The sequence below is a fragment of the Cytobacillus sp. Hm23 genome (assembly GCF_051842895.1).
GTDB lineage: Bacteria > Bacillota > Bacilli > Bacillales > SM2101 > Nanhaiella.
The window spans coordinates 30,346-44,847 of the sequence record NZ_JBPXRQ010000020.1 but is presented as its reverse complement, the minus strand read 5'-3'; the positions used below and the strand labels follow the sequence as shown (position 1 = coordinate 44,847).

The 14,502-nt window shown below is 36.0% G+C and carries 14 protein-coding genes; 12 read left to right on the top strand and 2 right to left on the bottom strand.

Going from position 1 to position 14,502, the window contains the following annotated elements:
* Position 1: 1 nt before the first annotated feature.
* Positions 2-1,480 carry a serine hydrolase domain-containing protein gene (locus ACSVDA_RS13825; RefSeq protein WP_485884011.1) on the top strand — a complete coding sequence of 493 codons (1,479 nt, stop codon included), beginning with the start codon at positions 2-4 and terminating at the stop codon, positions 1,478-1,480.
* A gap of 115 nt (positions 1,481-1,595) precedes the next feature.
* On the opposite strand, the gene ACSVDA_RS13820 is transcribed toward ACSVDA_RS13825, so the two are convergent.
* Complete coding sequence (locus ACSVDA_RS13820; protein ID WP_485884009.1) at positions 1,596-2,576, bottom strand: alpha/beta hydrolase; 981 nt, start codon at positions 2,574-2,576, stop codon at positions 1,596-1,598.
* Positions 2,577-2,888: 312 nt separating this feature from the next.
* Between ACSVDA_RS13820 and ACSVDA_RS13815 the strand changes: the two genes are divergently transcribed.
* Positions 2,889-3,059 carry a hypothetical protein gene (locus ACSVDA_RS13815; RefSeq protein ID WP_485884008.1) on the top strand — a complete coding sequence of 57 codons (171 nt, stop codon included), beginning with the start codon at positions 2,889-2,891 and terminating at the stop codon, positions 3,057-3,059.
* Between the two features lie 134 nt (positions 3,060-3,193).
* Complete coding sequence (locus tag ACSVDA_RS13810; RefSeq protein WP_485884007.1) at positions 3,194-4,231, top strand: serine hydrolase domain-containing protein; 1,038 nt, start codon at positions 3,194-3,196, stop codon at positions 4,229-4,231.
* A 115-nt stretch (positions 4,232-4,346) separates the two neighbouring features.
* On the opposite strand, the gene ACSVDA_RS13805 is transcribed toward ACSVDA_RS13810, so the two are convergent.
* A complete protein-coding gene (locus tag ACSVDA_RS13805) occupies positions 4,347-5,288 on the bottom strand; it encodes a 3-oxoacyl-ACP synthase III family protein (RefSeq protein WP_485884005.1) in 942 nt (313 codons plus the stop codon).
* 262 nt (positions 5,289-5,550) lie between these two features.
* Between ACSVDA_RS13805 and ACSVDA_RS13800 the strand changes: the two genes are divergently transcribed.
* The 9 genes from ACSVDA_RS13800 (at position 5,551) to rlmD (ending at position 14,487) form a co-directional block, all read left to right on the top strand.
* The gene (locus ACSVDA_RS13800) at positions 5,551-6,426 is read left to right on the top strand and encodes an alpha/beta fold hydrolase (protein ID WP_485884004.1); all 876 of its coding nucleotides are present in this window, start codon (positions 5,551-5,553) and stop codon (positions 6,424-6,426) included.
* A gap of 117 nt (positions 6,427-6,543) precedes the next feature.
* Positions 6,544-7,404 (top strand): right-handed parallel beta-helix repeat-containing protein, encoded by an 861-nt coding sequence (locus ACSVDA_RS13795; protein WP_485884002.1) that lies wholly within the window; start codon positions 6,544-6,546, stop codon positions 7,402-7,404.
* 216 nt (positions 7,405-7,620) lie between these two features.
* The gene (locus ACSVDA_RS13790; RefSeq protein WP_485884000.1) at positions 7,621-8,229 is read left to right on the top strand and encodes a pyroglutamyl-peptidase I; all 609 of its coding nucleotides are present in this window, start codon (positions 7,621-7,623) and stop codon (positions 8,227-8,229) included.
* A gap of 121 nt (positions 8,230-8,350) precedes the next feature.
* Positions 8,351-9,118, top strand: coding sequence for a 5-oxoprolinase subunit PxpB (gene pxpB, locus ACSVDA_RS13785; protein ID WP_485883999.1), 768 nt, complete (start codon positions 8,351-8,353; stop codon positions 9,116-9,118).
* A gap of 4 nt (positions 9,119-9,122) precedes the next feature.
* Positions 9,123-9,887: a LamB/YcsF family protein gene (locus tag ACSVDA_RS13780; protein WP_485883997.1), complete on the top strand. Its 765-nt coding sequence runs from the start codon at positions 9,123-9,125 to the stop codon at positions 9,885-9,887.
* 3 nt (positions 9,888-9,890) lie between these two features.
* A complete protein-coding gene (locus ACSVDA_RS13775; protein ID WP_485883995.1) occupies positions 9,891-10,898 on the top strand; it encodes a 5-oxoprolinase subunit C family protein in 1,008 nt (335 codons plus the stop codon).
* A 99-nt stretch (positions 10,899-10,997) separates the two neighbouring features.
* Positions 10,998-11,204: a hypothetical protein gene (locus tag ACSVDA_RS13770; RefSeq protein WP_485883993.1), complete on the top strand. Its 207-nt coding sequence runs from the start codon at positions 10,998-11,000 to the stop codon at positions 11,202-11,204.
* A gap of 726 nt (positions 11,205-11,930) precedes the next feature.
* On the top strand, positions 11,931-12,845 hold the full coding sequence (locus ACSVDA_RS13765; protein ID WP_485883992.1) for a diacylglycerol kinase: 915 nt from the start codon (positions 11,931-11,933) through the stop codon (positions 12,843-12,845).
* A gap of 250 nt (positions 12,846-13,095) precedes the next feature.
* Positions 13,096-14,487, top strand: coding sequence for a 23S rRNA (uracil(1939)-C(5))-methyltransferase RlmD (gene rlmD / locus ACSVDA_RS13760; protein ID WP_485883990.1), 1,392 nt, complete (start codon positions 13,096-13,098; stop codon positions 14,485-14,487).
* Positions 14,488-14,502 lie beyond the last annotated feature (15 nt).

Sequence of the window (14,502 nt, the reverse complement as noted above, 5' to 3'; positions counted from 1 at the left end):
TATGAACATAAGAAAACGTATAGGTAAAGTTATACTTGTGTCCTTATTGCTTCATCTATTTTTCTTCAGTCAACAAGAACCTCGAGCTTTCGCAGAAGAAGACTTGAAGAAGACGATCGAAAAATATGTAGAGTCTTACTTAGAAGAGCAACGAATACCAGGTGCTTCAATTGCAATTGTTAAAGATAACGAACTATTTTACTCGGAAGGTTGGGGGGTGACTGGAGAATCTGAGGAAGCGGTTACGACTCAAACTCCATTTACTGTTGGGTCAATTAGTAAATCCTTAACGGGTTTAGCGATTATGAAATTAATTGAAGAAGGTACCATTCATCTAGACGATCCTATTCAAATGTATCTTCCATGGTTTTCCCTTAAAGATAAAGAAGCAGCATCTAAAATAACAATCAAGCAATTACTTACTCAAACGAGTGGTATAAGTACATACTCTGGCTTATTATTATCAGACCAAGGTTCTCAAGATTTTAATGCGATTAAGAACAATGTGGAAAGTCTCTCAGACACTAAGTTAACAGTTACACCAGGAGAAAAATATCAATATAGTAATGCTAACTACCTAATTCTTGGTGCCCTTATAGAGGAAGTGACGAATCAAACGTATAGTGAGCATATGGAAGAGCAAGTATTTTCACCGTTAGGTATGAATAATGCTGCAGCGGATCATGATACAGCATATGAAAGAGGGTATTTAGCTGGGTACCAGTCTTGGTTTGGAATTCCACGAATAAGTTCAGTAACATATGATAATGGTGGAGCACCGTATGGGTACATCACGGCTAGTGCAGATGATATGGTTCAATTCATACATTTTCTTAGTCAACAAGATGGAAATTCATTGCTAAATGAAAAATATATGAACCTTTATTTAACTCCTCATGTTCAAACAGGTGATAATCGATTCTATGGTTTAGGTGTTAGAATTTCAAACCCAAATTCTGAGGATAAAATGGTATGGCATTCAGGTTCTACGCCTGATTCGCACTCTGAAGTATTTTATCTTCCTGAATCAAAGTGGGGTGGTGTTATTCTCACTAATAAAAATCATGCTTTAGAAGAGATGGCACTTGTTAACCTTAAACAAGGAATTATAAACATCTTACATGGTGATGAACCAGTTGAAATTTCGAAGTTCAATCCTATCTTGCAGTTGATTATATTAGGAATAGCTGTTCTATTAATGATGTTGTTTATCTACCAATTAATTACCGTAAGATTGGTAACAGTTCGACGAAGAAAAAGGTGGAGCATCATTGGTATGTTGTTATTAGTATTAGCATTTGCAATTAAGCCGGTATTTAGTTATAGTGTTGGATCACCTTGGCATTCAATTAAAGTATTCGGTCCGGACGTTGCGTTCCTTACTAATTTAATGATGATCCTTCTAGCATTGAACGGCATATTATCAATCTATATTTCTTTAAAATATAAAAGATCGAAGGAACATTTAATAGCAGCATAGTTTTATCAATCAGTAGCTACTTCTTCCAGCCTCTCAAGTCATTTCGTAAAGGGATAATTACCTTAAAACGAAATGACTTTAAGGCATATCGGAGAAGGCCGTATCATACAGTCATTTAATTTAAAATAAACTGAATTAATTTTGTACTTAATTCTTCGTCAAGAGGCAAATTAGCGTTTGTATAAGTTGCAAGATTTCCTGCTTTATCAAGAGGGGCTTGTTTTAATATATGATTCATTCCTTCTATAATAAATAGTTCAGCTTGAGGGTTTGCTTCTTTAAGCAGACGTGCTTCTTTTTCAGTTACTTGTATATCGTTTGTCCCATTTATAATTAGTAGGGGTATGTTGAGTGAACTAATAATATCAACTGGATTATATGTAAACCAAGAAATTAAATAAGGTTGCACAGAAGGCCTAAATAAAACATTTAATTCTTGAGAAACATCTGTTACTTGTTTTCCTTGCTTAAGTTGATTCAGAATATTTTTCGTTTCGTCCATCAATTTTGGCGGTAATTGTCCTTCAAGTTGTTCGAGCAAGAGCTTATCAGCTGACTGCCCGACTCCAGCTAAAGAAATAAATTTATCAACCGCCACTTCCTGTACAGCTATCATTCCAATTAATGAACCTTCACTATGTCCAACAATATTTATTGAAGCAAAACGGCTATCTTTTTGTATATAATGAACAATTGCTGCAACATCATGTACGTATGATTCGATTGTTAAGTCTTCTTCTTTGTTAACGAGGTTTATATTATCTCCTACACCTCGTTTGTCGTAGCGAAGAGTTGCAATACCACGTTCATTTAATGCTTCAGAGAGCATTTTTAGACTATTGTTCTTACCGTTTGCCCCGACTGTATTCCCATCTTTGTCTGTTGGACCAGAGCCCGCAATAATAATAGCAATAGGTAGAGAATCTGCTCCCTCGGGTATGTCAAGAACAGCTGTTAAAGTACTTCTTTCAACCGGAATTGAAAGTGTGTTTTCCTCTGTTTTTCTGTGCTGTAGCTGTTCTTCAGATTGATTGGAACAAGCTACAATTATTAAGGATATGATTAACAAAACGCCTCTAGCTAGTGTTTTCTTCATTGTAAATCACCTCTTGATGTAAGATTTTTTTGCTAAGAACATATATGTTTACAGTGCTAGCATGTGTGTCACCTATTCATCTATATAAACAATGACAGTGGCATACAACCTAAACTTGTTGTTCTACTTTGTTGTTTTTTCACTTACATTTGAATAGCTGTTGTGTATGATACGAATTTTGTAGTCTTTAGAGAAGAAAAGATGCTCTATATTCGTATTTAGTTCTTATTACGAAAAGCAAAAATAGGTTTAAGTAATTACTTGTTTAAAATTTAGGAGAGAACATAAGTGAGGAATGGTGCGAATTTCTAAGTGATTAATAAGCTTGGTGTAAAAGCTATGTTGACAATCATGTTGGTTTTTATTCCTTTGATAAATGTTGTAGCTGATCTTCTTATCACAGCAAAAGGTACTAAACAAGCTAGTGTGAAAATAGACTATATTTATTCTCGGTATATTTTATCTTGTGTTATAGATATATAATAGATTATGAAGTGTATAGCAAATTATTCCATGTTAATTGGATAATAACTAGATTGAGTAAATTGATTATCTTGTAATAGAGAGTGTCGATTATACCGAATATAAAATAACATAGGATGAAAGGAACGTTTTTTATGCAAAATATGCAGAAGGACATCAATATAGTCATATCAGAAGTCGTTAAAGATACAACGTTTTCTGGAGTCATTTTTTTGAAGGATGACAAGAATAATATTTTTGAAGAAAGTCATGGCTACGCAAATAGATCAGAAGAGATTGCTAACACAGTAAAAACGCGTTTTGGAATTGCATCCGGCTGTAAGTTATTCACTTCTATTGCTATTTGTCAGTTAGTAGAGAAGGGGTTAATATCATTTAATACAAGGCTCAATAAGTGTCTGGAAATTGAATTCCCACACTTCGATGAAGCAGTAACGATTCATCACCTGTTAACCCATAGCTCTGGGGTCCCTGATTATTATAACGAGGAAATTATTGAAGATTATGAAGACCTTTGGAAAGATAGACCAATGTACGTAATGAATACTTTAAATAGCTTTCTGCCAATGTTCCAAAAAGAGAAAATGATGTTCACACCTGGCGAGAGATTTCATTATAATAATACCGGATTTATTTTGTTAGGGCTCATTGTAGAGCAACAAACAGGTCTTAGTTTTACTAAGTATGTCGAACAGAATATTTTTCAGCCATGCGGTATGAGAGATTCGGGCTATTTTTCACTTGATAGACTACCTAAAAACACAGCCATTGGCTATATAGATAACGATGAAGAAGGTACATGGAGAACAAACACCTATGCTATTCCTATTAAAGGTGGTGCTGACGGTGGTGTATTTATAACTGCGCCTGATATGATGAGATTTTGGAAAGGGCTGTTTAGTTATGAATTATTAAGTGAAGAGTGTACTAACGAGTTGTTAACTCCTCATATCCATGAAGATGGTGATGACTATTATGGGTATGGGATATGGATTAAGAAAAAGAATAATAGAATTTATAAATATCATGTAATGGGGTACGATCCAGGCTTATCATTTCACTCATCTTTTTACCCTGATAGCGGTGTGACGATGGTCATCACTTCAAATAATGAAAGTGGAGGCCCTTATAAAATTACTAGAACGATAGAAGAGCATGTATTAAATGTTTAATATGTTACAAAAATTGCAGGAACTGCTTTTGTTAATCTCAGATGAAGTAGCAGCTAAAGTAAAGCACTGTTCTTTAGCTGCTTTAACTTTGTTAGCAATTTATTAGACATACATTTTATTTACCCCAACGAAGGGCAATACCTCCCCATCCAAGGCCCGCACCGTAACCAACTAGGACGATTAAATCTCCATCTTTAATGTTTCCTTCCTTTAACTCTTCATGTAGACCGATTGGTATCGTAGGAGCAGAAGAATTGCCATAGTACTGAATCGTTTTTGTGTGTACTTTTTCCATAGGGAAACCTAATGCTTTCATTCCTTGCTCCATAATTCTTAGATTGGATTGATGTGGTACGATATAGTCGACTTCTTCCAAGTTTAACTTCGATACTTCTAACACTTTATTGATAGCTTTAGGCAGTTTATCAACTGCAAATTCAAAAACAGCCCTACCATCCATTTTGATATTCTTGTTTTCATCAAGGTGTAAGTACTTCCCACCGCTGCCGTCCATCTGCATGTTAATTCCTAATATACCTTTCTCTTGAGGAACTTCTCCTACAACAACAGCCGAAGCACCATCTGCAAATATGAGTGCAGTTTTTTTATCCATCGGATCAATGAAAGATGAACACTTATCCACTGCAATAACTAGTACTTTCTTATAGAGACCTGTTTGAATATATTGCGCACCTGTAGCTAGAGCTGTAATAAAGCTTGAACATCCAGAATGCAAGTCTAGCCCTGCACATTTTGTCGCTCCAATGCGATCTTGAACGAGTGCTGCCGTAATATGGGTGTCATGTGTATTTGTCCCTATAATCACCATCTCGATTTCATCAGCATCAACTCCAGCATCTTCGAGCGCTCTTCTCCCAGCTATTTCACACATATCCGCTAGCGATGCGTCAGCACATTCATATCTTCTCTCTAATATCCCTGTTTTTCTAATAATGACTTCTTCTGTAATCCCAAATCGTTGAGCAATTTCTTCATTTCCAATGATTTGTTCAGGAATATTCACTCCTATACCTAGAATCCCAGCATTATAATCCATTTACATATTCCCCCCTAATATTTGTTAATTCGACACTATTATTTTATCATGGTAATTAGTTGGAAATATAGTAAAATTTACATTTTAGTAGTAACTTTGAAGGAGTAATAGTAAGTGAAAAACAGCTAAATAGTATGATCCCTGTGTACAAAGTTTAGGTAGTGTTCTAATGGCGTGACATGCTGGGAAAAAGGAGGGGAAGATCAATAGATGTAAGTAACATTGTCATATGAAATGAAGCTAGTTTTTTAGTTTAACATTTTTGTCATCGTTTTTAGCAGGGGATGTGTTAAATCTGGATAAACTATTAAACAAAGACTTTATCAAACTAATAAGTGAGGGAATCATTATGCCATTTAATGAAACAGATCATGTGCAAATCTATTATGAGGATTGTGGGGATAAAAATGCTGCTGTACTGGTCTTAATCCCAGGAATTGGTGCCGGTCATGAAATGTATAAACCTCAAGTAGATTACTTTAGTACACAATTCAGAATTATAACGATTGATTTACGAGGGAACGGAAAATCATCTGAATTAAATATGAAAAAGAATGCTATTATTGATAAACAATCAGAAGATGTTATAAATCTATTGAAAAAATTACATATTACTAAAGCTGTGTTTTTAGGAGTCTCATACGGAGGTGTAGTATGTCAATTTATAGGTATAAATTATCCAGACTATGTGAAAGGACTGGTCATTGCAGATAGTTTTTGTGATACTGAGCTAGCTGTTATCGGACGAAAATATAAAATATCCTCTTATCTTGCTGTTCCACTATACTTTCTCCCAAGAAGAGCATTAGAACATATGACAAAAGCAACCTATAAGGAATGGCCAGTTGCCGCGGAGTCAATGGGACAAGTAATAGTAAACATGAGGAGATCAGAACTAGTTCAGCAAAGACTAGCTGTTAATAAGATTAGTTATCGAAAGGAGCTTTATAAAATTGATGCCCCAACATTAGTATTAATGGGTGACAAAATGCCAATAGAATGGGGAGAAGAAATAGCTCATTCAATCAAAAATGCTAGGCTACAAACGATTAATCATTCTTTTGACCCTAGTAATTTGTGCAACGCAGAGCAATTTAATGAATATGTTGACAAGTTTTTACGTGAACTATCATACTAGCAGCTATTGTTTGATTTCCTTAAGGGGAATAATAATGTATCATTTATAAAACAAACATACAATCACTTCAAAAATATTAGAATAATATATTTTATTCTAAGCTAAGGAAGTGATAATGTGACGATCTTTATTGTACCTTCAGATGAAACACCAACTATAAATTCAGCAATTAAACTTGCAATGCCTGGAGATACGATTGAAATCCTTGAAGGAACATACAATGAAAATGTCATTGTAAATAAGAATGATATTTCGATCCAAGCAGCTGACAAAGCAATTGTTACGATTATGGGGTTTGATAAAGCAGGGATAGGCATTGATATAAAGGGTGTGGATGGTGTTGTCATTAAGGATTTAGTAGTTACAAACTTTGCAACTGCCATCTTTTTAAGAGGGAATGGAAATAGCATTATAGATGTATCAACGATATCAAATGCTGTTTATGGCATTCTTTTAAGAGGAGATAACAATACAGTTGAGGATTGTTTATTTCGCTTGAATGATATTTCTGGATTGAATTTGAACGGACATTCTAACAAGATTAGATATAACATTAGTGATGAAAACGTCATAGGTGGTATCATTAATTCAGAAGGTACTGCAACTAGGAACTTAATTGAACACAATACTATATTAGAGTCTGAAATAGGTATAGGTTGGTTCACGTTAAATTCGACAAATAATATTTTTTCAAACAACCTAATTACGAAAAATGAGTTTGCTATTATCATACAGAATTCAGGGAATACGATCTCAAGGAATATTATTAAATCCCACAAGATCGAGGGTGTAGATATTCTAGGAGATAACAATAAGTTTATAAATAATGAAGTAGTAAATAGCAATATAGGATTAACTATAACTGGTGATGACAATGAAGTATTAAATAATGTTTTCTTAGGGAATAAATTAGCTGATATTGTTAATTTGGGGGCGAACAACATAATAAATAGTAATAAGACTGAAAAAAATATTTGAGAAAGGCTAGCATAATGCTGTTGTTCGATTGACTGATGTGTATGAGAATAACAGCAATGAAGCCTTTAAAAAGAGGAATTACTTTAATCATAAGTCCATGAAATTATATTCTACCTTTCATTTATCTGGAGCAATAGAGTTACAAATTCTCAAGGTTGTAAATTGTTATTAAAGTAATAGGTAGCATGCTATACTTCTATTAGGAGGGTTACTACTATGAAAAAACTACTATTAACAGGATTTGTTCCGTTTTTAGATAATCCTATTAATCCAACTGAGGACATTGTAACAAAATTAGATAAAACGATTATTGGAAATTATGAAGTGTTTGGTCGCGTGCTACCAGTTGAATTTGCTAAGTCAGGTAAGGAAATAATAAAGCTATACGAGGACATTACACCTGATGCTATTATTTCGTTAGGGTTAGCTGCTGGAAACAACCGAATAACACCAGAAAGAATTGCGATTAATTGTAATGATGGTGCTGTTGACAATACGGGTGCCGCTATGAAAGATCAGCCGATAAATATTGAAGGCCCTGATGGTGTTTTCTCCACATTACCAATTCGCCGTTTTGTAGATACTCTACAAGAGGAAGGGCTCCCTGCAGAAATCTCTAATTCTGCTGGAACTTATTTATGTAACAATGTGATGTATACTATGCTTACATATTTGCAACAGCAAAATAAATCAGTTCCGTCTGGGTTTGTCCATATTCCAGCTTCCCATGAGCTTGCCTTAAAAAATAGGAAGCTACCAAGTTGGTCTAGTGAAGATTTATTAAAGGCAGTTACAACGATGATCGGTGTGTTAGATGATGCGTAATTAACCCGTGAATGCTCTATAGAGGTAGCGAGTATTTAGCAGGAAATTCATTTTTACTCGCTACTATTTTAATTCGTTGTCATCTTTCGATATTACCCTTTCACAATGACAAAAGTATAAGGTGATTGATTTGAAACCATTCACATTTTATCCTATTGGTGATTCAGGAATGAAGATTCAATTAAGCGATGATATCTCGTTATATACTAATAAGAAAGTTCATCAAGTATGTAAGGTGTTAGAGGAGAGAAAGATAGATGGAATTTTAGAGATTGTACCATCCTACCATTGCTTTTACGTATACTATAACCCACTGAAACTGAAAATATTTCATATTGTCGATTCAGTAGAGCATGTCTTTCACCAGCTTGCAGCTCAAGGTGATGAGCAGAATGAGATCGTTTTAGTCCCAACTTTATATGGTGGGGAATATGGCATAGATCTTACTCGAGTGGCGCAAGAAAATAGTGTTTCAGAAAGTGATGTTATTCAAATGCACGCTAGTATAGATTATTTTATATATATGATGGGTTTTTTACCTGGATTTCCTTATTTAGGTGGAGTTGAGGAAGCGATTGCTACGCCTCGTCTTAAAAATCCTAGAACAAAGGTCGCTGCTGGTTCTGTTGGTATTGCTGACCGTCAAACAGGAATTTATCCAGTTGACTCGCCAGGTGGCTGGAACATCGTTGGAAGGACGCCATTACCACTTTTTAATGCTGACTCTGCAAAGCCATTTCTTTTTCGTGCTGGACAGTATATTCGCTTTATACCTATTTCAGAGGATGAGTTTTACTTTATTCAAGAACAGGTGAATAACGATACATACGTAGTGAAGGTAGAAAAAAAGGAAAATAAAAAGCACTATGAACATAGGGAAAAGAGGTGACTTTATGTTAAAAAGCATTGACTTAAACTGCGACTTAGGCGAGAGCTTTGGTGCGTATACGATCGGACAAGATGAGGCTATTCTTGACTATGTCTCATCTGCGAATATTGCTTGTGGTTTCCATGCTGGTGACCATAACGTTATGGCAAAGACAGTAAAGCTTGCAAAGGAAAAAAATGTAGCTATCGGTGCTCATCCAGGGCTTCCAGATTTAATTGGCTTCGGTAGGAGAGAAATGAAAGTGTCTCCAGAAGATGTGTATCATTTTGTTATCTACCAACTAGGAGCGTTACAAGCATTTTGCAAAGTTCATAAAGTAGATATGCAGCATGTGAAGCCACACGGAGCACTATACAATATGGGTGCAAAAGATATACAAATTGCCGCTGCTATAGCTAACGCAGTTAAAGTGGTAGACTCACAGCTCATTCTTTTCGGGTTAGCAAACAGTAAGATTATCGAGGCCGGTCAAGAACTGGGTTTAACAACGGCATCTGAAGTATTTGCTGATCGGACATATCAACAAGATGGAACATTAACACCTCGCAGTGAACATAATGCACTCATTGATGATGACAATATAGCAGTCAATCAAATTATTCGTATCATTCAAGAAAAAATTGTAACGGCTGTAACAGGAGAAAATATACATTTACATGCTGACACAGTATGTGTTCATGGGGATGGTCCACAAGCGTTGATGTTCGTAAAGAAGCTGTTTAAAACATTAAAAGACAAAGGGTTTTCTATTAATAAAGTAGGTGGCTAGAAAATGGGTAAGCCAATATTTTTTGTGAAAAAGAAAGGGTTATTTACAACATATCAAGATTTAGGTCGATACGGCTACCAAAAATATGGCGTACCTGTATCCGGTGCAATGGATCAATTAGCATTAAAGGTCGGTAACTTATTAGTTGGTAATTCTATACGTGAAGCGGGAATTGAAATTACGATGCTTGGGCCATTATTAGTTGCAGAAAATAGATGTCTCATAGCAATCACCGGCGCTCATTTAGGAGCAAAAATAAACGGCAAGCCAGCACCATTATGGAAAGCATTGTTGTTGAACAAAGGTGATGAACTCTCATTCTCTGGTCCGCAGGTAGGTATGCGTGCTTATATCACTGTAGCTGGTGGCTTTGATGTGCGTACAGTAATGGGAAGTCAATCAACTTATGTAAAGGCTGATATAGGGCAAGCAATCAATGATGGAGATATTATAAAATGTAATGATTCATATGAAGAGCACACGGAATCAAAATTACTAAAAAGCGGTAATGTAATACCCAATCATTGGCTTGCAACACATACTGTTCCTACATACGGTAAACATATTGTTGCTCGCATCATTAGTAGCCCCCATACTGAACAATTCACGAGCACAAGTTTAAAAACATTCGTTAAAACTACATATACTGTCAAACAAGCTGATCGCATGGGCTATCGCTTAACATCTCCTACACCCATTGTACATAACAACGGTGCGGACATCATCTCTGAACCAATACCAGTAGGCACAATCCAAATACCTGCAAACGGTCAACCTATTATTTTAATGTCCGATCGACAAACGATTGGTGGCTATACAACGATAGGTACGGTCATCGCTGCTGACTTACCAAAAATCGCACAGCTCCCACCAGGTGGCACGATTCAATTTCAAGCTGTTACTGTAGATGAAGCACATATGCTAATAAAGCAGGAACGTTCGATGCTTGCTCAAATCGCTTTAGGTGTAACTGGAAGTGAAGCACAAGCGTTAGCGCTTATAAATGAATGATCGTGATGTACTTGGTGCAGAGTTCTATTGAACTTGAGAGTATAAGGAAATTGTTGGGTCGGACAGTAAAACACGAAATCGGACAGTAAAGAACCAAAGTTGGACAGTAAAACAGCAAAATCGGACAGTAAAGAACCAAAGTTGGACAGTAAAACAGCAAAATCGGACAGTAAAGAACCAAAATTGGACAGTAAAACAGCAAAATCGGACAGTAAAGAACCAAAGTTGGACAGTAAAATACCAAAATCGGATAGTAAAACTACTAATTTGGGCGGTAAACTACAAAATGTTATTGAGATTGTCTAAATTTCAGTAAGTTGAAATTAACATTTAAGGTTTGATTGCTGCTTCCCAATTATATCGCCTCCTATCATTTCAATTTTACAGATTTAACAGTTGAAGCTTGTTAAGGTCCTCTAAACAGGGGGGCATTTTACTCTTCTTATGGCGTTTCTCAACTGCTCATTCTCTATCTTTATCTCACCCATTAACATTTCTGCAAATGGATAAAATTATAATTATCAGTGAACAATTGTATAACTAGATCAACAATATTAAGAGGCTTTTTTGATTGCGAATTTTTTTGTAGGGATTTTAATCAATTTAGGTGAAAATATAGTAGAAAAAGCAAATGCTCCAATATATTTCGAAATCTTTTTTTTTTAATGTTATTGTAGTGCATAGTTCTTCTCGCTAATAATCCTGTAACTTTGTCAGAGAAAGTTCAACCTCAAAATAGTATTTTGAAGTGTCAACGAATGTTCAAATACAGTTGTCATTATGTTAGGATGACAATTATCTAATAATTTTTGTATTCGATGTAGAAAGAAATGATCTTTTTGTATGAACTGCTAAAGACAAACATACATATAAAGATATATAGAATTATTTAAGATAAAATTGATCATTTTGTATAAAATGTATATTGCATAATGATTTACAAATTCTTTGCATCAAAACAATCTTTGAGCTATGATGTTAAATGATGGAATGGAAACGCCAAGAGACATAATAATAAATAGGATGATGGGTATGAAAAGAGCGCGAATTATATATAATCCAACATCAGGACGTGAAGCATTTAAGAAGCATTTACCAGAAGTACTTCAGCGGCTTGAAAAAGCTGGTTATGAAACCTCATGTCATGCTACAACTGGTGAAGGTGATGCAACGAAGGCCGCACAAATTGCTGTTAAGAGACGTTATAACCTTGTAATAGCAGCTGGTGGAGATGGAACAATTAACGAGGTTGTGAATGGAATTGCAGAACAGCAATACCGTCCTAAATTAGGGATTATACCGGTAGGAACAACGAATGATTTTGCGAGAGCAATCGGCGTACCTCGGTCAATTAATGCAGCTTGTGATATTCTCGTCGAAGGTGAACCAGTACCAATTGATCTGGGTAGAGTTAATAAGCAATATTTTATTAATATTGCAGGTGGTGGCCGCCTAACGGAATTAACGTATGAAGTACCTAGTAAGTTAAAAACGATTCTAGGACAGCTAGCATATTATTTAAAAGGGATTGAAATGCTACCTTCAATTCGTCCTACAGAAGTGGAAATTGAGTATGACGGGAAGTTATTTGAAGGAGAAATCATGCTTTTTTTAGTAGCAAACACAAACTCTGTAGGTGGCTTTGAAAAACTAGCTCCAAAATCAACATTGAACGACGGCATGTTTGATTTGCTCATTTTGAAAAAAACAAACCTTGCAGACTTTATTCGTATTGCTACATATGCGCTAAGAGGAGAGCATATTCGTGACCCGAAAGTGATCTATGCAAAAGCTAACCGCATTAAAGTGCAAACACATGATAAAATGCAATTGAACCTTGATGGGGAGTACGGTGGCTTAATGCCAGGTGAATTTGTAAACCTGTATCAGCATATTGAAGTATTTGTACCGAAAGATAAAGCCATGAAAATGAAAAAAAAGTCATAGACTGTGTTTCGGTTGAGAAGGACTACACAATTGTTTTCAAGCAGGAACATCCACATTTGTAGCATACAGCATATATATATGTAGAAGTTGTAGTGGAAGATGTAAACAAGGTTCGTTATTGAATACAAAGTTATTGATAGACCGCCATACGCGGTCTATTTTTGATGGTTATGAATATCATTCAGGTGCTTAGCACATACAATTTATGTTACAATCGTTTCAGTATTTTATCGAAAAGGAAGTAGTCATGATGACAAAGGAAATAGCACCTATAGAAAAAAATGAGTTTGTGACGGTAACGTTTGAAGACCTCACTCATGATGGAGCAGGGGTTGCAAAAATTGATGGGTTTCCATTGTTCGTTCCACAAGCGTTACCTGGTGAAACGGCTAAAATAAAAGTAATAAAAATAAAAAAAGGCTATGGTTTTGGTCGCTTAATCGAAATACTTGAACCAAGCAAACATCGAATAGAACCAATCTGCCCGATATATAAGCAATGTGGTGGTTGCCAATTGCAGCATATGAGTTATGAAGGGCAGCTTTTAGCAAAGCATAAGCAAGTAAAAGACGTCTTAACTCGTATCGGACATATAGAAAATGTGACAGTTCACCCTGTCATGGGTATGAACGATCCATGGCGCTATCGGAATAAAGCACAGGTTCCAGTTGGAGAACGTGAAGGAGGACTTGTCGCAGGATTCTACCAGCAAAGATCTCATGAAATTATTAATATGGAGTCTTGTGACATTCAGCACGAGCAAAATGATTTTGTCGTGCAAACAGTGAAGTCCATCTGTGAAAAATATGGCGTACGTGCGTATGATGAAAAAAAGCATCGTGGAACGCTTCGTCACGTTATGGCTAGGTACGGTCAAGTTACAAAAGAAGCTATGGTCGTACTGATCACGAAAACAGCGGACATCCCTCATAAGAAAAAGATAATAAAAGAAATAGTGGAACGCATTCCTGACGTAAAGTCTATCGTTCAAAACGTCAACACAAAACGAACAAATGTTATTTTTGGTGATGACACGTCTGTTCTTTGGGGAAATGAATATATTTATGACTATATCGGCAATATCAAATTTGCCATATCAGCACGATCGTTTTTTCAAGTAAACCCAGAACAAACAAAAGTACTCTATAACAAAGCGCTAGAATATGCGGAGCTTACCGGTGATGAGACAATCATCGATGCGTACTGTGGCATCGGTACGATCTCCTTATTTTTAGCACAAAAAGCAAAACAAGTATACGGTGTAGAAATCGTACCAGAAGCAATTGAAGATGCAAAAAGAAATGCAAAGTTGAACGACATATCAAATGCCGAATTTGCAGTAGGAAAAGCCGAAGAAGTCATTCCAGCATGGTATAAACAAGGCATACACGCAGACGTCATCGTGGTAGACCCACCTCGTAAAGGCTGTGATGAAGAACTACTAAAAACAATTATCGATATGAAGCCTAAACGAGTCGTTTATGTGTCATGTAACCCGGCAACACTAGCACGAGACTTACGAGTGCTTGAAGCAGGAGGATATGAGACGAAGGAAGTACAGCCTGTTGATATGTTTCCGCATACGGGGCACATTGAGTGCGTCTCGCAGATAGTTTTAAAAGAAGCAGCAGGCCCCAAATAGGGGATTCCTGCTGCA